Annotated in this window: 17 protein-coding genes; 10 read left to right on the top strand and 7 right to left on the bottom strand. The window is 71.1% G+C overall.

Annotated features, from left to right (window positions below; translation table 11 throughout):
* Positions 1-120: 120 nt before the first annotated feature.
* The gene (locus tag OG707_RS00415; RefSeq protein WP_329113026.1) at positions 121-810 is read left to right on the top strand and encodes a DUF4097 family beta strand repeat-containing protein; all 690 of its coding nucleotides are present in this window, start codon (positions 121-123) and stop codon (positions 808-810) included.
* 151 nt (positions 811-961) lie between these two features.
* Entirely contained in the window at positions 962-1,714 is a 753-nt protein-coding gene (locus OG707_RS00420; RefSeq protein WP_329113028.1) for an LmbU family transcriptional regulator, read from the top strand.
* Positions 1,715-1,742: 28 nt separating this feature from the next.
* On the opposite strand, the gene OG707_RS00425 is transcribed toward OG707_RS00420, so the two are convergent.
* Positions 1,743-2,387, bottom strand: a complete 645-nt coding sequence (locus OG707_RS00425) for an FMN-binding negative transcriptional regulator (protein WP_329113030.1) — start codon at positions 2,385-2,387, stop codon at positions 1,743-1,745.
* A 240-nt stretch (positions 2,388-2,627) separates the two neighbouring features.
* Between OG707_RS00425 and OG707_RS00430 the strand changes: the two genes are divergently transcribed.
* Both OG707_RS00430 and argB read left to right on the top strand, forming a co-directional pair.
* Positions 2,628-3,974 (top strand): lysine N(6)-hydroxylase/L-ornithine N(5)-oxygenase family protein, encoded by a 1,347-nt coding sequence (locus OG707_RS00430; RefSeq protein ID WP_329113031.1) that lies wholly within the window; start codon positions 2,628-2,630, stop codon positions 3,972-3,974.
* 70 nt (positions 3,975-4,044) lie between these two features.
* Positions 4,045-4,956 (top strand): acetylglutamate kinase, encoded by a 912-nt coding sequence (gene argB, locus OG707_RS00435; protein ID WP_329113034.1) that lies wholly within the window; start codon positions 4,045-4,047, stop codon positions 4,954-4,956.
* 19 nt (positions 4,957-4,975) lie between these two features.
* On the opposite strand, the gene OG707_RS00440 is transcribed toward argB, so the two are convergent.
* Both OG707_RS00440 and OG707_RS00445 read right to left on the bottom strand, forming a co-directional pair.
* The gene (locus OG707_RS00440; RefSeq protein ID WP_329113035.1) at positions 4,976-5,899 is read right to left on the bottom strand and encodes an AfsR/SARP family transcriptional regulator; all 924 of its coding nucleotides are present in this window, start codon (positions 5,897-5,899) and stop codon (positions 4,976-4,978) included.
* Positions 5,896-6,651, bottom strand: coding sequence for a thioesterase II family protein (locus tag OG707_RS00445; protein ID WP_329113037.1), 756 nt, complete (start codon positions 6,649-6,651; stop codon positions 5,896-5,898). Before OG707_RS00445 ends, OG707_RS00440 begins: the two co-directional genes overlap by 4 nt.
* 268 nt (positions 6,652-6,919) lie before the next feature.
* Between OG707_RS00445 and OG707_RS00450 the strand changes: the two genes are divergently transcribed.
* The 4 genes from OG707_RS00450 (at position 6,920) to OG707_RS00465 (ending at position 10,876) form a co-directional block, all read left to right on the top strand.
* Positions 6,920-7,741: an AfsR/SARP family transcriptional regulator gene (locus tag OG707_RS00450; RefSeq protein WP_329113039.1), complete on the top strand. Its 822-nt coding sequence runs from the start codon at positions 6,920-6,922 to the stop codon at positions 7,739-7,741.
* A gap of 96 nt (positions 7,742-7,837) precedes the next feature.
* Positions 7,838-8,299 carry a nuclear transport factor 2 family protein gene (locus OG707_RS00455; RefSeq protein WP_329113041.1) on the top strand — a complete coding sequence of 154 codons (462 nt, stop codon included), beginning with the start codon at positions 7,838-7,840 and terminating at the stop codon, positions 8,297-8,299.
* Positions 8,300-8,434: 135 nt separating this feature from the next.
* Positions 8,435-10,489 (top strand): condensation domain-containing protein, encoded by a 2,055-nt coding sequence (locus OG707_RS00460; RefSeq protein WP_329113043.1) that lies wholly within the window; start codon positions 8,435-8,437, stop codon positions 10,487-10,489.
* A gap of 48 nt (positions 10,490-10,537) precedes the next feature.
* Positions 10,538-10,876 carry a hypothetical protein gene (locus tag OG707_RS00465; protein ID WP_329113045.1) on the top strand — a complete coding sequence of 113 codons (339 nt, stop codon included), beginning with the start codon at positions 10,538-10,540 and terminating at the stop codon, positions 10,874-10,876.
* Here the strand turns inward: OG707_RS00465 and OG707_RS00470 are convergent.
* A complete protein-coding gene (locus tag OG707_RS00470; RefSeq protein WP_329113047.1) occupies positions 10,808-11,428 on the bottom strand; it encodes a ScbR family autoregulator-binding transcription factor in 621 nt (206 codons plus the stop codon). The genes OG707_RS00465 and OG707_RS00470 overlap by 69 nt on opposite strands.
* A 112-nt stretch (positions 11,429-11,540) precedes the next feature.
* Positions 11,541-12,698, bottom strand: coding sequence for an aminotransferase class V-fold PLP-dependent enzyme (locus tag OG707_RS00475; RefSeq protein ID WP_329113049.1), 1,158 nt, complete (start codon positions 12,696-12,698; stop codon positions 11,541-11,543).
* A gap of 412 nt (positions 12,699-13,110) precedes the next feature.
* On the opposite strand from OG707_RS00475, the gene OG707_RS00480 reads away from it, so the two are divergent.
* On the top strand, positions 13,111-13,578 hold the full coding sequence (locus OG707_RS00480) for a hypothetical protein (protein ID WP_329113051.1): 468 nt from the start codon (positions 13,111-13,113) through the stop codon (positions 13,576-13,578).
* A 67-nt stretch (positions 13,579-13,645) separates the two neighbouring features.
* Positions 13,646-17,707, top strand: coding sequence for an AMP-binding protein (locus OG707_RS00485; RefSeq protein WP_329113053.1), 4,062 nt, complete (start codon positions 13,646-13,648; stop codon positions 17,705-17,707).
* A 20-nt stretch (positions 17,708-17,727) separates the two neighbouring features.
* Here the strand turns inward: OG707_RS00485 and OG707_RS00490 are convergent, their stop codons facing one another.
* Together OG707_RS00490 and OG707_RS00495 are read right to left on the bottom strand one after the other, a co-directional pair.
* On the bottom strand, positions 17,728-18,972 hold the full coding sequence (locus tag OG707_RS00490) for a helix-turn-helix domain-containing protein (protein WP_329113055.1): 1,245 nt from the start codon (positions 18,970-18,972) through the stop codon (positions 17,728-17,730).
* Between the two features lie 414 nt (positions 18,973-19,386).
* Entirely contained in the window at positions 19,387-20,208 is an 822-nt protein-coding gene (locus OG707_RS00495) for an AfsR/SARP family transcriptional regulator (RefSeq protein WP_329113057.1), read from the bottom strand.
* Positions 20,209-20,259 lie beyond the last annotated feature (51 nt).

Consider the following 20,259-nt stretch of genomic DNA (forward strand, 5'->3'; position numbering starts at 1 on the left):
CAATGAATTAGCGGCCCTGACCTGCACATACAATGCCCATACGCAACAGACGTGTTGCCACTTTACTGAACGCAACGTAGCGTTTTCTTCATCGAGAAATACACGCCGAAGGAGCGCACGATGCAGAAGACCGAGCACGCGACGCAGAAGTTCGAGACTCCCGCCCCCATCTCCGCCGTCCTCGACATCCCGGCAGGACACATCCGGTTCATCGCGGCCGACCGGGCCGACACCGTGGTCGAGATCCTCCCCGCGAACGCCTCGAAGAGCCGTGACGTGGACGCGGCGCAGCAGGTCCGGGTCGCCTACCGCGACGGCGTTCTGCGGATCGAGGCCCCGGAGCCGAAGCGCCGGCTCCTCGGCCACTCAGGGTCCGTCGAGGTGACCGTCCAACTGCCCGCCGGCTCCCAGGTCGAGGCGACGGTGTCCGCCGCCGAGTTCCGGGGTGTCGGGCGTCTCGGCGACGTCACCCTCAAGGCTGCGCAGGCCGCGGTCAAGCTCGACGAGACCCGGAACGCCCGTCTCACGGTCCTCGACGGCAGCATCTCGGTCGGACGCCTCGGCGGCCCCGCGGAGATCAGCACCCAGAAGGGCGACATCCGCATCGCCGAGGCCGTGCGCGGCACCGTGACGCTGAACACCGAGCACGGAGACGTGTCGGTCGACGCCGCCCGCGGAGTCTCCGCCGCCCTGAACGCGGGCGCCACCTACGGCCGGATCACCAATACGCTCAAGAACTCCGACGGGATCGGCACCCTGCTCATCCACGCGACGACGTCCTACGGCGACATCACCGCCCGCAGCCTCTGACCGGCCCGAAGCGGTGTACCGCCTCCACCCGGTGCCATCGGCCGAAACCCGTCGCGCAGTCGTTCGAGCGTCGCTCCGGTGCCGCTCCGTTCCCGCCCCAGCCCGCCCTGCGACGCTCCTCGACGGTTAAGTGCACCCTTCTCATGGAGGCATGATGGCGCATCAGGCCGAACAGGCCGCAGGGTCGCTCGGTGGCACGGCAACCTCTCTTCCGCAGCCCCCGTCACGACAGCCGCGCGTCCCGGCGGCCCCGCCGCGCCGGGGCCAGGTGCTGACGACCAGGGTGGGCCTGCAGATGCCGGCCAAGATGGCCTACGACGAGTGGGAGCGGGCCGGGCGCCAGCTCGCCGACGTACTCGACTCGTCGTCCTGGTGGCTGGGCGACTGGCTCAAGTACGGCAAGGACCACTACACCGACCGGTACCAGCGCGGGATCCGCGCGGCCGGCCTCTCGTACCAGACCCTGCGCAACTACGCATGGGTCTCACGGCGCTTCGACCTCACCCGGCGCCGCCCCGCCCTGAGTTTCCAGCACCACGCCGAACTGGCCTCCATGCCGGTCCCGGACCAGGACGTCTGGCTCGACCGCGCCGAGCAGCAGCAGTGGACCACCAAGCAGCTGCGCAGTGCCATCCGTGCCGCTCGCCGGGGCGAGCAGCAGCCGGCCGTTCCTGCGGAGCCGAGCCGTCGTCTGGAGGTCCCCGGCAGCCGTCTCGAGTGGTGGCACAAGGCCGCGGAGCAGCAGGGAATCGACTTCGAGCAGTGGGTGATGGCCACCCTGGACAGTGCGGCCGCGAACGCTCTGGACGCCCTCGGCAAGCCGGTGGTGAGCTCCGAGATCGCCGAGCTCCCCGGCCCGCAGATCATCCCGGAACGGTCCCGGCCCGTGGCCATCAGCGCCTGAGTCACAGACGCTGATGGCCACCGGTGCATCACGGCAGCCGGCTCATCAGTCCGGCGGTCTCGCGCTTGTACGTGCACGCGCTCTGTCCGAACGACTCCCGTACGCGGCCGCGCACTTCGTCCGGTTGTTCCTGGCTGAGCTTGAACATGCCCTCGGCCCCGGTCACGGTGAAGCGGAAGGCTCCCACGGCAGGCACGATCTTGCGGAAGTAGCCGAGCGACTCGGTCATGTCCCAGCCGTTGCCGAACGCTCCCTCGAAGGCGCGGACGGTGGACTGCACCACGTCCAGCGTCTCCTCCGTCGAGTCGATCTTCTCCACCACACCGCGGACGTGCACCGAGGTGAAATTCCAGGTCGGTGCGGCCGGAGTCTTCTCGTAGACCGTGGGCGACACATAGGAATGCGGCCCTGTGAAGGTCAGCAGCAGGACGCTGCCCGTCTCCAGCGCCGCCCAGTGCGGATTGGCCCGGTTCAGGTGGCCGAGCAGCGTGGCCCCCGGCAGCTCGCCGGACCAGTCCTGGGAGGTCTCGGGGTCGAAGATGACCGGCAGGTGCGTGGCGAACGGACCGGCTTCGGGGCTGCCGTTGGCCACAGCGAGCGCCAAAGGATTACCACGGATCAGGTCCACCATCCACGAACTGTCCGGTTCGCGATAAAAGCTGGGCACGAACATCCGCATTCACCTCTCGGAAAGCAATGCATTACTCCGTAAACCGACACAGGAAATCCGCGCCGACCGTACCGCCCGTCTCGTCGACGGGACAACACTTTCCGATCTCCAGCAGCCGGTGCGGGTGTCGAACGGCCTTCATGCCGCGCTCTAGTTGCCTTTTGGACACTCTCCGGAGAACACTGCACGACGGTCTCTCGAGCCAACGGTCGAGTTTTCCAGACGCAAGCGGGAGAATTTTCTATGGACGTAACGGGTAGGCCCAGCCAGGAGATCTACGACGTGGTCGGAATCGGGTTCGGCCCGTCCAACATGTCGATCGCGATCGCCTTGCAGGAACACGAAGCGAGCTCTCCTGAGCAACCGATCAGGTCCCATTTCTTCGAGCGGCAGCCGATGTTCGGCTGGCACCGGAACATGCTGCTGCCCTCGACGACCATGCAGATTTCCTTCCTCAAGGACCTGGTGACCTTCAGGAATCCGGTGTCCCGGTACAGCTTCATCTCGTTTCTGCACGCCTCGAACCGGCTGGTGCAGTTCGTGAACAACCAGGACTTCTACCCGACCCGCCAGGAATTCCACCAGTACCTGGAGTGGGCGGCCTCCGGCCTGAACGACCGGGTCACGTACGGCGCCGAGGTCACCTCGATCCGGCCCGTCACCGAGGCCGGGGCCTCGACGCCCGGCCTGCTCGAGATCACGGTGCGCGGCAGCGACGGCACCACCGACGTCGTCACCGCCCGCAACGTGGCCATCTCGACGGGCCTGGTGCCGCGTCTGCCGGACGGCATGACGGCCGGCGAACGCGTGTGGCACAGCTCGGAGTTCCTGAGCAGGTTCAACGCGCACTCCCCGGCCGATCTCAAGAGGGTCGCAGTGGTCGGAGCCGGCCAGAGCGCGGCCGAGATCACCCGCTTCCTCTACGACTCGCTCCCGCACGCCGAGGTCTCCGCGGTCCTCCCGTCGTACGGCTACTCCGTCGCCGACGACACCCCCTTCGCCAACCAGATCTTCGACCCCAGCGCGGTCGACGAGTACTACTTCGGCACCGAGCGGGCGCGGGACTCGTTCTGGCGCTACCACCGCAACACCAACTACTCGGTGGTGGACGCCGATGTCATCCGGGCCCTGTACCAGCGGTCGTACGACGAGCAGGTGCGCGGCAGCCAGCGACTCCACTTCCGCAACCTCACCCGGGTCACGGAGATCGAGCACGTCCCCGACGCGACGCGGGTGGTCCTGCACACGCTGCTCGACGACCGGACGGAGGAACTGGCCGTCGACGCGCTGGTGTTCGCCACCGGCTACGACGGTCTCGACCCGGCCCGTCTGCTCGGCGAGTTCGACCGGAACTTCCTGCGCGACGCGACGGGCCGGCACCAGGTGACGCGCGACTACCGCCTCGTCACCGCCTCCGACCTGACGTGCGGCGTCTATCTCCAGGGCGGCACCGAGCACACCCACGGTCTGACGTCGGCCCTGCTCTCCAACATCGCGGTGCGCAGCGGCGAGATCGCCGATTCGATCGTGCTGCGGCGCACGGAACAGGAGATGGCCCCGTCCGGTTCCGTAGAGGTCGCGCTCCACTGAAGTACGTCGCCAACTGTCCTGTTTGTCGGGTCCGGCTCCGGGCGGGCTCCTCCACAGAAGGATCGTGCCCATGAGCGCCGTCAGCGTGCACCCTGCCCTGGCCAAGGCCCAGTCCGTCGTCGAGGCCCTTCCGTGGCTCGCCCGTCACCAGGGCAGGACGGTCGTCGTGAAGCTGGGCGGGCATGCCATGGTCGACGAGGCCCTCACTGCGGCCTTCGCCCGCGACATCGTCTTCCTGCGCTACGCCGGGCTGCGGCCCGTGGTGGTGCACGGCGGTGGACCGCAGATCGATGCCGAGCTCGAACGGCGCGGCCTGGAGCGCGAGTTCAGGGCCGGGCTCAGGGTCACGTCCCCGGAAGCGATGAACGTGGTGCGGATGACCCTCGCGGGACAGGTGCAGCGCGAACTGGTCGGGCTGATCAACCGGTCGGGCCCGCTCGCCGTCGGGATGACGGGCGAGGACGCGGACACCCTCACCGCGGTGCGCCACATGCCGTGGATCGACGGGGAACCGGTCGACGTGGGGAGGGTCGGCGACATCGTCGGCGTGAACACCGGTGCCCTCGACAGCCTGCTCGCGGACGGCCGGATCCCGGTGGTCTCGCCGCTCGCCCGCAGCGCCGAGGACGGCCTGGTCTACAACGTCAACGCCGACACCGTGGCGGCGGCGATCGCGACCGCGCTGCGCGCCGAGACGCTCGTCATGCTGACGGATGTAGCTGGTCTGTACGCGGGCTGGCCCCACAGTGAAGACGTCATCGAGCGGCTCACCGTCCGCGAACTGGAGAAGCTCCTGCCGGAGCTGAGCGACGGCATGGTGCCCAAGATGAACGGGTGCCTGAACGCGGTGCGGGGCGGCGTGGGCGCGGCCCGCGTGATCGACGGACGGATCCCGCACTCGGTACTGCTGGAGATGTTCACGGACGACGGGGTCGGCACGGTGATCGTGCCGGACGCGGACGAGCCGGAGGAACTGCCGTGAACGAGCGGCGGCGCGGAGGCTACCGTCTCTCGCGCGCTTCCCGGACCCTGCGGATCAAGTCCTCCTGATCGTGAACGAGTTGATCGATGCGGGTCTGGAGATGTGCCATCTCGGTCGCCAGGTCCGGATGACGCGTGCGCGGCGCCCTGAGTGCGGGTGAGTGGTTGAGGATCGCCTCTATGCGGCAGCGCAGCGCCGGCCCCGGTTCGATGCCGAGGGTGGTGACCAGACGGCGGCGCGCGCGTTCGTACACGCCGAGCGCCTCCGCCTGCCGGCCGCCCCGGTACAGGGCGACCATCAGCAGGTCGTAGAAGCGTTCGCGGAGCGGGTGGTCGGCGGTGAGCCGCTCCAGCTCCGAGGTGATCTCTGCGTTCTTCCCGCAGTTCAGACTCGCCTCGTACAGGCATTCAAGGGTGGTGAGGCGCTGCTCCTCGAGGCGGTCCGCCTCGGCCGTGCAGATGGGGCCCTGACGGCTGTCCTGAAGAGCAGGGCCTTGCCACAACGACAGGGCGTTCCCCAGGAGTTCCGTCGCGTACCGGGGGTCGTCGGGGACCGCCGCCCTGCCCTGCGCCGACAGGCGGGTGAAGCGGGCCACGTCGGTCGACGCACGGCCGAGGGTCAGCAGATAGCCCGTGGGCAGTGTGCTGATCCAGGTGTGGCCCGGCGCGGGCAACAGCCGCCGCAGCCGGGCGACATGGGCCTGAAGGGCGTTCGGCGCGTTGGCCGGGGGCCGGTCGCCCCACAGCTCCTCCACCAGCCTGTCCACCGGCAGGCGTTCACCGGCGTGGATGACCAGGGCGGCGAGGAGGGCACGCTGTTTGGGACCGGAGGGCACGATGCCCGTCCCGGTCGCCCCGTCGTGCACGACCACCGGGCCAAGGAGCCGGAACTCGGTCGACTCGCCGCGTACCTGAGCCGGTGCGGCGAGGCCGAGAACGGTCATCGCACCGCCTCGGAAGGCGCCCTGGCCAGAAGCAGGGCACGCCGCACGTCGTCCTGTATCCGCTGGGCGACCTCGGGAAGGCGGTCCTGGAAGTAGAAGTGGCCGCCCTCGAACTGGTGTTGGCCCAGGAAGTGCTCGGACGCGGCAGCCCAGCCCTCCAGTCGGTCCGGCGGCGCCACCAGGTCCCGGGTGCCGCCGAACACCGAGAGGGGGACCGGCAGCGGCGCGGCGAGGGGTTCCGTACGCCAGGTCTCGCTGATCCTGAGGTCCGCGCGGATGGTCGGCGCGAACAGGTCCCACAGCTCCTGGTGTTCCATGACCGCGGCCGAGGTGCCGCCCATCGACGCCAGCTCCCGGCGCAGTTCCGCGTCGGACAGCAGATGCCGGCGCGCGGGGTCGCCGTCGGGGTGCAGCGTGCCGCGGGCCGACACACCGAGCCAGACCGGGGGTGTGCGCCCCAGATCGATGAGCCGGCGGGTCAGTTCGTACACGACGAGTCCGCCCATGCTGTGCCCGAAGAACGCGAAGGGACCCGTCAGCCGGCTGTCCAGCTCGTCCAGGAAGTACTCGAGCAGTTCGCCCGTGTCGCCCAGCGCCTCACGTTCGTCGCGGGGCCCGCGGCCCGGTGCGTCGGGGATCTGTACATCCCAGTCGGCAGGGAAGTGGGACGGCCAGTCGCGGTACATCAGATGCGATCCACCGGAGTGGTGGAAGACGAACAGACGCAGCCGAGGTGCTCCGGGCTTCCGCATGGTGACTCCCTCGACATGGGCAGGGAGTTCCGACGATAGCCGCGCCGAGAGCACTGCGGACGCCTGCCCGAGCGGGCTTCGAGGGGTTCTGGAGAGCCTCTCGAGTCCGGCTCTCCCAGAGGCGAACGACCCCCCGTACAGGACCGCTTGAGTGCTGATCAAGCAGGGCGGGCGGCCCCCGGGATCGGGTCTATCGTGCGACGGATCAAGGGAGTCGCACGATGGGTCGATGGCACGGCCGCCGCACGATGAGGTACGGGAGGAAACCGTGGAGATTCAGGTCCTGGGGCCGCTGACCGCGACCCTCAACGGTGTCTCGATCGTGCCCACGGCGAGCAAGCCGCGCCAGCTTCTCGCCCTGTTCGCGTTCTCCCCGGGGCGGATCGTGCCGGTGTCCACGCTCATGGAGGAGCTGTGGGGCACGGCGCTGCCGCAGAGCGCCATGACCACGCTTCAGACATACGTCCTCCAGCTCCGCCGCCGCCTCGGCACCGCCATGGGCCCCGACGCCCCCGGCAACGCCAAGGAGATCCTGGCCACCCGGCACGGCGGCTATCTGCTGCAGCTGCCGCCCGACTCCGTGGACCTGCACCGGTACGAGCAGCTGATCGCAGGCGGCCAGCAGGCCTTCGAGCAGGGCGACGACGCGATGGCCGCCAAACTCCTGAAGAGCGCCCTGGACATGTGGGACGGGCCCGCCCTCGTCGACGTACGCGCGGGATCGGTCCTCTCCATCGAGATCATCCGGCTCAGGGAATCCCGGCTGGTCACCATCGAGCGGCGCATCGACGCCGATCTGCGCCTCGGCCGGCACGGTGAACTCATCGCCGAGCTCACGGATCTGATCGCCCGTCACCCGCAGCACGAGGGCCTCTACTCCCAGGCGATGATCGCGCTGTACCGCTCCGGACGGCAGGCGACGGCGCTCGACGTGTACCGCAGGCTGCGCAAACGGCTCATCGACGAGCTCGGCGTGGAGCCGTCGCCGCAGCTTCAGCGTCTGCACCAGATGATGCTCACCGTCGACCCCGCGCTCGACGTGGTGGCGAGCGAGCGGCGCACCTCGACGTTCGATCTCTACGCAGCCTGACGGGGCCTGCAGCCTCGCTTGAGGCGTATTCGAAGGATGCCCGATCCGGCCCTCAGAGACTGTCCAGACCGAGGGACGGAAGCGGAGGCTGAGATCATGACCGTCGAGCTGCTGGGCACGGCCCAACACACCCTCCGGAGCCGGGAGTTCGCCGCTCTGTATGGGCGGGTGCAGGAGTTCTACGCGCACCAGATGCAGCTCCTCGACACGCACGACACCGGGCGCTGGGCGCACACGTTCACCGAGGACGCCGTCCTCGAACTGCCCTCCCTGCCGGGCCCGGTGCGGGCCCGCACCGGGCTCGCCCGCTACGTACGCGCCGGCGCCGCACGGCAGCGGACGGCGGGCGGCCGCCTCAGCCACTGGGTCGGCATGCTCGACGCGCGGCCCCAGGATGACGGCTCCCTGCGCACCCGCTGTTCGGCGCTGGTGTACGCGCCGCCGAGCGAGGGCGGCGCCAACGTCCTGTACGTGTGCGTCATGGAGGACGTCCTGGTCGAGCACCGCGGCGATTGGCGCATCGCGCACCGCCGGGTGACGCGCGACGACCTGTCCTGAGCCGGTGTGCCGCGCGGGACGGTCGAGCGGGGCGTCAGGATTGTGTCAGGACTTTGCAGATGCCCTTGTGCATGCTGGAACGATGCCTCTTGGGAAAGGGGAGGGGTCTTCGCCGGCGCGTGCCCCGGACTGCCGATGACCACTAGCCGCTTCGCACGTCTGCCGCAGGACGAGCCGATCACCGTCGTCGTGGACCTTGGCGGCGGCGCACTGCCCGTGCTCGAGGTGCACGGGCCGATCGAGGCCGCCCGTGTCGAGGCCGCGCTCGAGAGCATCGCCGTACACCGCCCGGACGCGGCCTCCTGGACCGTCGACGTCGAGGGACGGGAGCCCGGTCTCCACACCCTGCGTTTCAAGGACGGGGCGAACGGGGCGGAGAGCGACGTCCCCCTCGGCGCCCTCGCGGACCTGCTCACCCACAGCGGCCGCGGCTCCTTCAGGACGCGCCGGCTGGCCGCGACGCCGCTGCAGCGCGAACTACTGGCGGACGCCGACGCCCATCCAGGTCCTGACCGGCAGGTCGAGCAGACGGCCTGGGACTGGCGCGGGCCTCTCGACGTGGCCCGGTTCAAGGCGGCCTGGCACTCGGTGTTCGCCCGCGAGTCCGTGCTGCGCACCACCTTCGACGACCGGGCGGAAGCCGGACTTGTCGTGCACGACGAGGCCGAGCCGCCGTTCGTACGGATGCCGCACGGCAGTGCCGAGTGGCACTCCCTGGTCGAGGCCGACCGGCGCCGGGGCATCGACCCGCGCCGCCCGGCGCCCCTGCGCATCACCCTGCTCGGCGGCGGCCCGGCGAGCCCCGCTTTCACCCCGCCGGCCCGCGTCCTGCTCACGTACCACCACGCGCTGCTCGACAGCTGGTCGATCCGGCTCCTGATCCGCGAGTTCTACCGTGCCTATCTCGCCGGCGGCGAACTGCCGGGCGGGGAGCGCCGGCCGGACATGAGCGACTATCTGGCCTGGCTCGCCGTACAGAGCACGGCGGCCGCCGAGGACTTCTTCACCAGGGCCGAGACCGGTGAATTCGCGCCCGTACCACCGCTGTTCACCGGTTCGGGCAGCCACGCGGAGGGCCGCTCGCGGCTGCGCCTGACCGAGCAGGAGACCGCGCGGCTCGTCCACTGGGCCGCCCTCTGGGGCGGCAGCGAGTCCACCGCCCTGCAGGCCGTGTGGGCACTGCTGCTGTATCGCGCCGGCCGGGCCGAGGGCCCGTCGCAGGTGCGCTTCGCGACCACTGCCGCGGGCCGGAGCATCCTCTTCGACGGGGTGGAGCGGACCCCGGGCGCGCTGGCCGGGCCCGTACCGCAGTCCGTACTCGTCGACCCGGACGCCACGGTGCCGGGGCTCATCGCCGACCTGCGCGACCGGTGCCTGGACCAGGCCGCGTACGAGTGGGTGTCGGCGCAGCAGATCCATGCCTGGACCCGTCGGCCGCAACCGCCCGCCGACACCCTGCTCACCTTCGAGACGCCGCCGCGCGTCCCGAGCGAGCTGGAGGCCGAACTCGCCGCGTCCGGCATCGAGGTGGAGCCGCCGCAGACCCTCGGCGCCCGCACCGCCTACCCGGTCACGCTGATCGCGCACCACGACGGGGGCGGCCGTCTGGTCCTCACCGCCTCCTACGACCAGGTGCGGCTCGCGGAGATCACCGATCTGCTCGCGCATGCCGCGCTGCTGCTGCGCGAACTCCCGCGGGGTGCCGGTCAGCACACCACCGTCGCCGAGGCCCTCGCCCTGCTGTCCGGGATGGGCACCGCCGCCGGTCCCGCGGAGCCCGCACCACAGGCGCCCGACACACCGCCGGCCGTACTGCGCCACGCCGTACCCGAGAACTCCGGCACCGTCGGCCTGCTGCGGGCCCCCGGCATCTCGCGCGCCTTCTACGACCAACTCGCCCACGCCTACGAGGGACCCGGAGAACTTCTGCTCATCGACCCCGTCCCGGTGGGCGGCGCCCAGGCCGAAGCCGCCGCACGCGCCGTGTACGACGCGCTCGGCTCCCGCATCCGGCACGGCGGCGTGCTGGCGCTCGCCGCGTTCTCCGGTGACGGCGTCTCCGCCTGCGCGATCGCCCGCCTCGCGGCGGCGGACGGCCACCGGCCGCTCGCCGTCGTCCTCGACGCGTCCGGCACCGCACCCGACGAACTGGCGCGCATGCTCACGGCGGCCGTGGCACTCCGGCCCTGAACTGCCCCCCGTACGCACCCAATTCAGCGAGATGCCGAGGAGGCAGCCATGGAGGAACCCGCCCCGCGGCCCGTACGGCCGGCGCGCAAGGACGAGATCGTCTCCCGGGCCTGGGCCGAGGCGCTGGCGATGGCCTGCGGGGACTCCGACCACGCCGGACGCCCGCCGGGCGAACTGGTGGCCGCCGCCCTCAAGGTCCACCGGGCGCTGTCGCGGGGGCTCAAACAGGGCGTGCCGGTCACGGCCTTCGGGCCGGACGGCGGCGTACGAGGGCTCGCAGCCTTCGTGGCGGTGTACGCGGCCCAGCAGGACGGGTCGCTAGACGGACCGCCCCTCGGGCCCGCTCGAGGCCGCCTCCGCACGACCGGCCAGCCGCGGCAGCAGTAACTCCCAGAAGCGGTCGATCCTCGAGCGGTCGAGCCACTCCGGGTTCCACGAACCGAGCACCTCGAAGCCCACGGTGGCCGCCACGACGATCGGCGCCACCTGTTCATGGGACGTCCCGTCGGCGAGCTTCCCCTCCCGCTCGGCCCGCTCCAGCTGGCGCTCCACCCAGTGCTGCCACTGCTGCCGCAGGCCTGCATCGCCCCGGCCCCTGGCCGGATCGCCGCACAGCCCGAAGCCGGCGCGCACGACGACGTCGTCCGCGATCAGGCCCAGCAGACCGTACGTGGCGTCCACCAGCGCCTGCAGCGGGTCGTCCGAGGCCTCTGCCGACTCGACGATCCGGGCCACGGCGACAGCTGCCGCGTCCTCCACGGCGTCAGCCAGCACCGCCTTGCTCTCGAAGTGGAAGTGGAGCGCGCCGTTGCTCACCCCCGCGGTGCGGCTGATCGTGGTGAGCGAAGCGAGCGTGAACCCTTCCCCGGCAAACGCCTCGGCGGCCGCGCGGATCAGCGCCTGCCTGGTACGGGCTGCTCGCTCCTGCTTCACCATCATGCGCACGCTCCGCCGTTCGTTGCGGTTCTCACTGGAGAAGGGCAGGCTAACAAACCGCCTGTGCGGTTTCTAGTCATGATCTCAAAGCTCGGACAGCCCTTACTTCCCGCTTCTACGCGGGGAACTGGAGGAGCCTGCCGCCCACCGGCGTCAGATGACGTACGGCCCTGAGCGGCGTGCAGGGCTCCGCCGCCGGCGCCAGCACTTCCCGCAGCGCCTCGACAAAGCGGTCGACGTCCTGCGACGAACTGTCGTGGTGCAGCGAGACGCGCACCGCAGTGGTGACATCGCACCCGGGCAGATGCAGCGGGGTCTCCTGGCCGACCGTCTTCCATACGACGACACCGCGGTCCGCGAGCTCCCGGCGGATCCGCGCAGCGGGCAGCCGGTCGTGCCGGAAGGTGAGAACGGCGGACTGCTGCCGGCCGGGGGCGATGAGTTCGATCCCGGGCTCCTTCCCGACGGCGGCGCGCAGGCTGTCGGCGAGCTCCATGTCCGGGGCGCTCGCCCGGTGTTCGGCCAGGGCCGCGTTCAGCGCGACGACGGCCGCCCCGTGCGGAGTCGTCTGCGGCTCCGCGCCGCGCGGAGGCAGGGCATCCCGCAACTTCGGTGTGGTGCAGGCGAATCCGATCGACTGCGGGCCGCCCAGGAATCGCCAGCCGTCGCCGGTCAGCAGGTCGCAGCCGATGCGGGAGACGTCCACGGGGAGCTGGCCCACGGAGTACGAGGCATCGACCGCGTACAGGCAGCGGTGCGGGGCGAGGATGCGGCCGATGTCCTCGACCGGGTTGACGATGCCGCAGCTTGCCGGAACGTGGGTCACGGAGACGAGCGCGACGTCGTCGCCGATGTGCGCGGCCATCCACTCGAGGTCCAGGTCGCCGTCCGGGCGCAGCGGAATGACGTCCAGCCCGCAGTGCGTGCGGTCGCGCAGGGCATAGAGGGCGGTCAGCTGCGCGAAGCCCTCGTACGGGGTCGTCCAGATGCGGTCGCCGGGGCCGAGCGGGAGTCGTCCGACCAGGGTGGCGAACGCGTCGGCCGCACCGGTGAACAGCCCGGTGTCACCGGCCGGTGCGTGCAGCAGGCCGGCCAGACGTGCGCCGAGCTCGTCGAGCACGACGTCGTCGAGGTACTCCTCCAGCTCGTACGCACCATGCAGGTCGTCGTGCCGGGTCCACTCCGTGAGGGCCGCGCGGGCGGCAGCCGGCATGGGGCCCAGACCGGCCGCGTCCAGGTGAACCCGAGGTTCGCCGTCAGTCGTCGTGATCATGTCCGGGCCTCCTCCCACTCCATGTGGCAATTCATTGCCTGTGTCTTGGCAACATCTTGCCAAGACAATTGGAGAATTGGCAACACCCGCTCCGGCGGCGCTCTAGTAAGGGCTTTCGGACGGCCCTAAAAGGCCCCTTGCTCCATCGGACCCCGGTTCGGCCCAGATGAGTTCTCCAGCATTTGCCAATTTTGCCAAGTGATCCAATATTCTGCCAAGAAACGACATCTATGCAGGTCGGAGGCGTGCATGGATGAATTCCCAGAGGCCTTTCCGCCCCCCTGGATCACTTATGGCGCCTTTCTCGATTGAATATCCACCAATTCGCGAGAGATACCCGAGATGTCCTTGCCAATCTTCTTGGCAGAAGGTTGCCAAACGGCAATCGAGAAGTTGCCACAGAGGAGTCACCATGAACCGCATCGCCCGCATCGCCACCACCGTCGCCGCCGTCGCCGCCACCGCCCTCACCGGGGTCGCCACCGCAGAGGCCGCCGGCCACGCGATCAAGGTGACGACGTCGAGCACCTCGGCGCAGGCCTCGCCCTCGGACATCTCCGACCCGATCGCCCCGGCGGACATCAGCGACCCGGCGCCGGCCCCGGTCACCCCGGCCGACATCTCGGACCCGATCGCCCCGGGCAAGGCCACCCCCGCCGACATCTCGGACCCGATCGCCCCGGGCAAGGCCACGCCGGCAGACATCTCCGACCCGGTTTCCCCCGCGGACATCAGCGACCCGGCGCCGGCCCCGGTCGTCCCCGCCGACATCTCCGACCCGATCGCGCCGATCAAGGTCACCCCGGCCGACATCTCGGACCCGATCTCCCCGGCCGACATCAGCGACCCGGCGCCCGCCCCGGCCACCGCCGCCGTCTGATCCGCACCCCAGAAGCCCCCGCCGGACCTTGCCGAACCAGCAGCAGACGCCTCATGAGGAGCCAGTGATGTCGGTCCTGTCGGTCTCCGACCTCGTCGAGCAGTACGTCCGTACGCGGCCCGACGCGACCGCGCTCACCTGCCCGAGCGATGCAGGCGCCCCCCTCTCCCTCACGTACCGGGAGTTGAGCGCGGCCGCCAATCGCCTCGCCGCCCACCTGCGGGCCCGCGGTGTAAGGCCCGGCGACCGGGTCGTGACCGCGCTGCGCCCCGGACCGGACACCGTGATCGCGCTGCTCGCCGTCGTACGAACCGGTGCGGCCTCCGTACCCGTCGACCCCGCAGGCCCCGCCGAGCGCCGCCGCCCGATCGTCCTCGACAGCACCGCCCGGGCGGTTCTCACCCGGGCCGGGGGCCGGGACGACTACCAGGGCCTCGACACGACGGTCGTGGACCTCGACGCCGACTCCGACGAGATCGCCGCGCGCCCCGCCACGCTCCCCGAGACGACGGCCGGACCGGACGACGCCTGCTACATCACCTACGCCTCCGAGCCCGGCGCCGCCCCCGAGCGCGTCGTCGTACCGCACCGGGCCGTCCTCGACTTCGCCCGCTCCAACGGCTACTTGCACCTGCCCGCGTCCGACGCCGGGGCCCCGGACACGGGCCCCGCCGACGCCGGCACCTTCGAGGTCTGGACGACGCTCGCCGCCGGGGCCCGACGCGTGGGCCTCGTCAAGGAGATCCTGGGAGACGAGGAGCTGCGCCACGGCCGGGGCGGCGCCCCGGAGCAGATCCGGGAGCTCTCCCGGCGCCGGGTCCTGGAGATCGGTGAGGGCAACGGACTGCTGCCGGGGCACCTGGCCCACGCCCCGGAGTGCGAGGAGTGCTGGGGCGCCGAGGACACCACCGGCCTTCCCACGGACCACTTCGACACGATCGTGGTCGACTCGATGCTTCAGTCCCTGCCGAGCCTCGCCCACCTGCGGACCCTCGTCGAGCGGGCTCTGCCTCTGCTCGCGCCGGGCGGTGCACTGCTCCTGGGCGATCTGCGCAACCTCGACCTCGGCGGCCGGGGGGAGCCGGAGCCCGGACTCCTCCTCTCCCCCGCCCTGTTCGACGAGCTCGTCCGTGAACTGCCGGCCGTGCGCGCCGTGGACGTACGCGCCAAACGGGACGTCCACCCCGACGAGCCGACGCGCTACCGGTACGAAGCCGTGCTCCACACCGCCGAGCCGGTGGCCGATCTCTCCGGCGCGCCCGTGCTGCGCTGGGGGCAGGACGTTTCCTCGGCAGCCGGGGCGACCGCCCTCCTCGAAGCAGCACGCCCCGCCGTACTGCGTCTCTCCGCAGTTCCCAACCCCCGCCTCCAGGACCTGGAGGGAACCGACCCTGAGGAACTGTGCGCGGCCGGTGAAATCGTGGGGTACCTGGCGCTGCCGACCTGGTCGGCGCAGGGCGCCGCACTGCTCGACATCGTCTACGTCGACCCGGACCAGGTGCCGGCGGGACCGCTGACCGGTGTGTACGCGGCCGCGGCCGTCGCCGAACGGACAGGCACCCAGCCGGGCAGCCCGATCCAGGAGATCGTCCGCGATCTCTTCGCCGAGGTGCTGGAGGTGCCGCGCAGTCAGGTGTTCGCCGACTCCGACTTCTTCCGCACCGGCGGCCATGCGCCGGCCGCGGCCCGGCTGCTGTCCCGGGTCCGCGCGACGCTGGGCGCCGACCCGGGCAGCCGGGCGCTGTACGAGGCGCCGACCCCGGCCGCGTTCGCCGCACTGCTCGGCGACGGCCCGGTCGCGGCCGCCGGGCCCGTCCGCTCGGGCGCGGACAGCGCCGTACTCCCCCTGCGGCTGCGGGGCGCACTGAACCAGCGGGCTCTCGACGAGGCCCTCGAGGATCTGGGCAACCGTCACGAGGCGCTGCGCAACTCGAGGATCGGATCGGCCGGCACCCGGCTGCGTACCCTCTCCCCGGACGACCACCTCCTGGACCTGGCGCTCCCCGCCACCTCGGTCGACCTCTGGTCGCATCTGCCGCTGGCCGCCGAGCTGGCCCGGGCCTACGGTGCCCGCGCGACCGGCGGCACCCCGCACCGCGCGCCGGCCGGTCTCGACGCGGCGCCGCGCGCGCTCTTCGGCGACACGCCGCCCACCCTGCTGCCGGGCGGCTCCGTCCCGCTGCCCCACGATTCCTGCGGCACCGTAGAAGTCGAGCTGGACGATCAACTGCACACACGGCTGGCCGAGTTCGCGGCCGCGCACGGCACCACCCTGTTCATGGTGGCGCACGCGGCACTCGCCGCCCTGCTGAGCCGGCTCGGCGCGGGCGACGCCGACGGCCACGTCACGGTCGCCGCGCAGGTGCCGGCCCGTCACAGCGCCGGGCTGTGCGGTGCGGTCGGCCCCTACGGGCGCACGCTGGCCCTGTCGGTGGACACATCAGGGGATGCGGCAGAGCCGACCTTCGGTGAACTGCTGCACCGGGTACGTACGACGGACCTGGCCGCCTACCGGGACGGCGCGAGCGCACTGGCCTTGCCGGGCGGAGTCGCCCTCACGGTGCTGCAGGAGCCGGCGGGCCGGTTCGAGGCGGCCGGGCTCACAGTGTGGCCCGAGCACCCTCAACTCCCCCTGGCGGACGCCGACTTGGGAATCACACTCACCGAACGGCAGACACCTGCGGGCGACTGCGCGGGGATCCGCCTCGCCGCCGCCTACCGCCAGGAGTCGGTCGGTGAAGGGACCGCGACCGAGCTGGCCGGCCGACTCGTCGCCGTACTGGAAGCGGCCATCGACGACCCGACGCTCCCCCTCGACCGTCTGTGCCCGCTGTCCGGACCGGCCGTCCAAGGCGGTACGTGGGAGGCGCTGCCCGGCACGGACGCCGCACTGCCCGCGGAGAACGTGGCCGCGCTGTTCGCCGCGCAGGTCTCCCGCGCCCCTCAGGCACCGGCGGTGCCCGGCCTGGCCTACGGCGAACTCGACGCCCGCGCCGACCTGTTGGCGCATGTGCTGATCGGCCACCGGGCGGGTCCGGGCACCTCGGTCCTGACCGCGCTCTCCTCCCCCACCGCCTTCGCGGTGGCCGCACTCGCAGTCGCCAAGACGGGCGCGGTGCTCCTGCCGGTCGACCCCTCGCTCGCCCTGCCGGGGAACCTGCGTCCGGCGGTGCTGCTCCTGGACGAGATGGCCGACCTGCTGCTCACCGCCGTGCCCGGCGCGGCCCGCCTGGTGCGCGACGACACCGATCTTCCGCCTGTCGCGGGGTCCTGGCCGGTCACCGACGCCGACCGGATCCGCCCGCTCGCCGCGGACGCCCCGGTGCTGCTGGTGCCCACCGAGGACGGCACGGTCGTCGTCGGCGCCGCCGCCGTCGCCGCCACCACCCTGGCCCGACCCGCGGACACCGCCTGGCTGGTGCAGGGTTACCCGGACGGGGATGCCGCGATCGGGCTGCTCGGCACGCTGGTGTCCGGTGCCCGGGTGCATGTTCCGGACGGCTCACTCACCAAGGCCGTACCGCACGAACTGCTCGGCTGGCTGCGGCAGAAGCAGGCGCGTACGGTGCTGGGCGGCGCGGACGAGACCCTGTGCGCACTGCTCGCCCTGGCCCGCTGCGAGGGCGTCGAACTGTCGGTGAGCGGAGGCTGGGCCGAGGGGCGCCTGGTCGTCGAGCAGACCGGCCCGGGATCCGCCCGGCCCGCCCCCGGCTACCGCGCCTATGTCCTCGACGCCGAGCTGCGGCCGGTGGGCCGCGGCGAAGTGGGAGCCCTCTACATCGCGGGCGTGGGCGTGGCGCAGGGGTACGCCGGGGCGCCCGCGGCGACCGGGGAGCGGTTCGTGCCCGACCCGTTCGCCGCAGCGGGCGCCACCGCGCGGATGTGGCGCACCGGGCGTGCCGCCCGCCTGGACGCCGGCGGCGCCCTCCGGGTGCTCGACCACGCCGCCGACGACGATCCGTTCGCCGACGCGTGCGCCACCTTCGTCGTCCTCGCGGACACCGAGGGGCACCACGCGCTGTGGCCCGCCGCGGTGGCCGCCCCGATGGGCTGGCGCGAGAGCCACGCAGAGGATCTCTACGAGCTCTGCCTCGACCACATCAACACCCGTGTGAGCGACACCCCGTGACCGCCGCCCCCACCGGCTCGTCAGGCGCTGCTTTCCGTGACGGCGGCAGCGGTGCCCCGCTGCTGGATCTCGGTGAGCGTCTTGGCGAGGAGGCGCCAGATGTGCGCGGCGAGGTCGAGGTTGGCGTCGGCGTGCGCCTGCTCGGCGAGCGTGCGCAGTCCGTCCACTCCGCTGTCGTCGCCGTTCAGGATGCTCAGCTGGTACCGGAAGATGTCGAGCCGGACCTGGTCGCGGTGGGTCATCCTCAGCTGCTCGTGGGCGAGTTCGTCCAGCAGGACGGCGGCCTCGTCGTAGTCGCCGGTCAGGAAGTCGAGCTCGACCCGAAGTGCGCTCACCTGCTGGCGCAGGCCGTCGGCGCCGACGAAGACAAGGGCCTGTTCGGCCTCCGTGATGCACCGCCGTGCGCGCTCGGGGTCGGGCGGGGTCTTCTGCATGTACATACGGGCCGCGGGAACCCGAAGACGCAGCCAGAGCAGCAGGTTCTCCTGGCTGGAGTACCTGTCGAGGACCTGTTCGAGCAGCTGCTGAGTGCCCTGGTAGTCGCCCTGCCGGGCATGGATGGCGGCGGCACCCCACAGTGCCTCGGCCCACAGGGCGTCGGTACGGCCCTCGACGAGCGCGGTGAGTTCACCTGCGTGGGCCCGGGCGTCCGAGAGCCGGCCCGACTCGCCCTCCGCCGAGATCAGCGCGAGAAGCACCGCGACCTGATCCTCGACGCTCAGGGAGCTCGCACGGGCGAGCTGATGGGCGGTCATGGCGGTCTCCAGGGCGTAAGGGACCTCGCCCTGGGCGCGCACACACCGCGCGAGCCGGCTCAGTCCCCGTACCCGCAGCTCCACGAGACCCACCTCGTCCCCGAGCGGTATGAGCTCCTCCAGGTACGCCCGCTCCCCCACGAAGTCGACCTGCTGGCGCCGGTGTTCGGCCAGTTGCCACAGCGCCTGCCAGCGGAGAACCGGGGACTCGTGCCCCTCGGCGGCCAGCGCGTCGCGCAACGTCTCGATGGCATCGCCCGCCCCCGTGGAGGCGGCGAGACTGAGGGCGTGGGCCAGAGAACCGCCCGCGGGCTCCTCGAAGTCCTCGGGCTGCACGCCCAGCCGCTCGGCGAGATGGGCGACGGCTCGCTCGGTCGGCTGTCGCGCACCCGATTCCAGTCGGGAGAGATACCCCGTGGACATGCCGTCCCCGGCGAGCGCCGTCTGGGAGAGCCCCTGGGCGATACGCATCTTCTTGAGGCGCTGACCGAACGCGGGCTGTCGGAGCATGTGAGCCTTTCCCTCGGGCTCCCTCGATCGGACGCGGGGACAGGAGCGGACGGGCATGGCCGCAGACGGAGAGGATCACCGTGGCCGCGTCGAGCGTAGGCCCGTGGGCAACACCCGGGCAAACGTTTGCCAGGCCCCATGACCTGGATCTCTGATCGATCTCACGCGTTTCTCACGCGATCCTCTAGTGACTCTCCAGTGAATCCGGGCAGCATCTCCAGTACCAAGTCGCTGGCGCCTGTGTGCTGTCCAGCCTGGCCCGGGAGTCGCCCATGAAGTACGTGGTTCCTGTACGTCGTGCTGCGCTCCAGATCTGGCGCAGGTCATGGAGGGTCGCCCTCCGCGCATCCTCCGACGACAAGGACCTCGAATGGCCTTGACGGTGCCCGGTTCAGTCGGCCCGGAGGCCGCTGATCACGCCGCGAACAGGTCGAAGGTCGAGGTGTTGCGGGGGCCGGACAGTACGTCCAGCTGAGGGTCGACCGCGAGCATCGCCTGGTGCATGCGCTGCAGGCGCGGGGAGGGCTCGACGCCGAGTTCCTCGACCAGGCCGCGCTGCAGCCTGCGGTAGCTCTCGAGGGCGGAGGCCTGCCGTCCCGAGCGGTACAGGGCCAGCATGGCCTGCGCGTGAAGGCCCTCGTGATAGGGGTGACGGACCGTCAGATCAGCGAGTTCCGCGATGAGTTCGCCGTGCCGGCCCAGACGCAGATCGGCGTCGATACGCCGCTCCACGGCGACAAGTCGGCTCTCCTGCAGGCGTCTGACCTCGATGTCGAGGATCGGTCCCGCCTTCACGTCGACCAGGGGCGACCCGGTCCAGAGGTTCAGTGCGGCACGGAAGCGGGCGGCGGACACCTCGTTCCGACCGGCCTCGAAGGCACTGCCGCCCTCCCGCACCAGCTTCTCGTACTGGAACACGTCGACGCTGTCGTCGTCGATCTGCAGCAGATAGCCGCCGTGCCGGGTCACCAGAACGTCCCGTGCGCCCGCCGGGGAGCCGGGCCCCATCGCCGTGCCGAGCTTCCTGCGCAGCTGCAGGATGTAGGTCTGCAGCGTCGTGAGCGCACTCACCGGGGGCGCGGTGTCCCACAGTTCTTCCATGAGGGTGGGCACCGGCATGACCCGTCCCGGATACAGGGCCATGAGAGCCAGCACCTGTCTCGGCTTTCCGGCCGTCGGTACGATCGACTGCCCGTTGACCTCTGCGCTCAATGGACCCAGAACGTTGATCTGCACGGCGTCCCCACCCTCGTAGAGTTTCTGGTCCGGATACCTTTCGTTGGCCAG

This window comes from Streptomyces sp. NBC_01465, assembly GCF_036227325.1.
GTDB lineage: Bacteria > Actinomycetota > Actinomycetes > Streptomycetales > Streptomycetaceae > Streptomyces.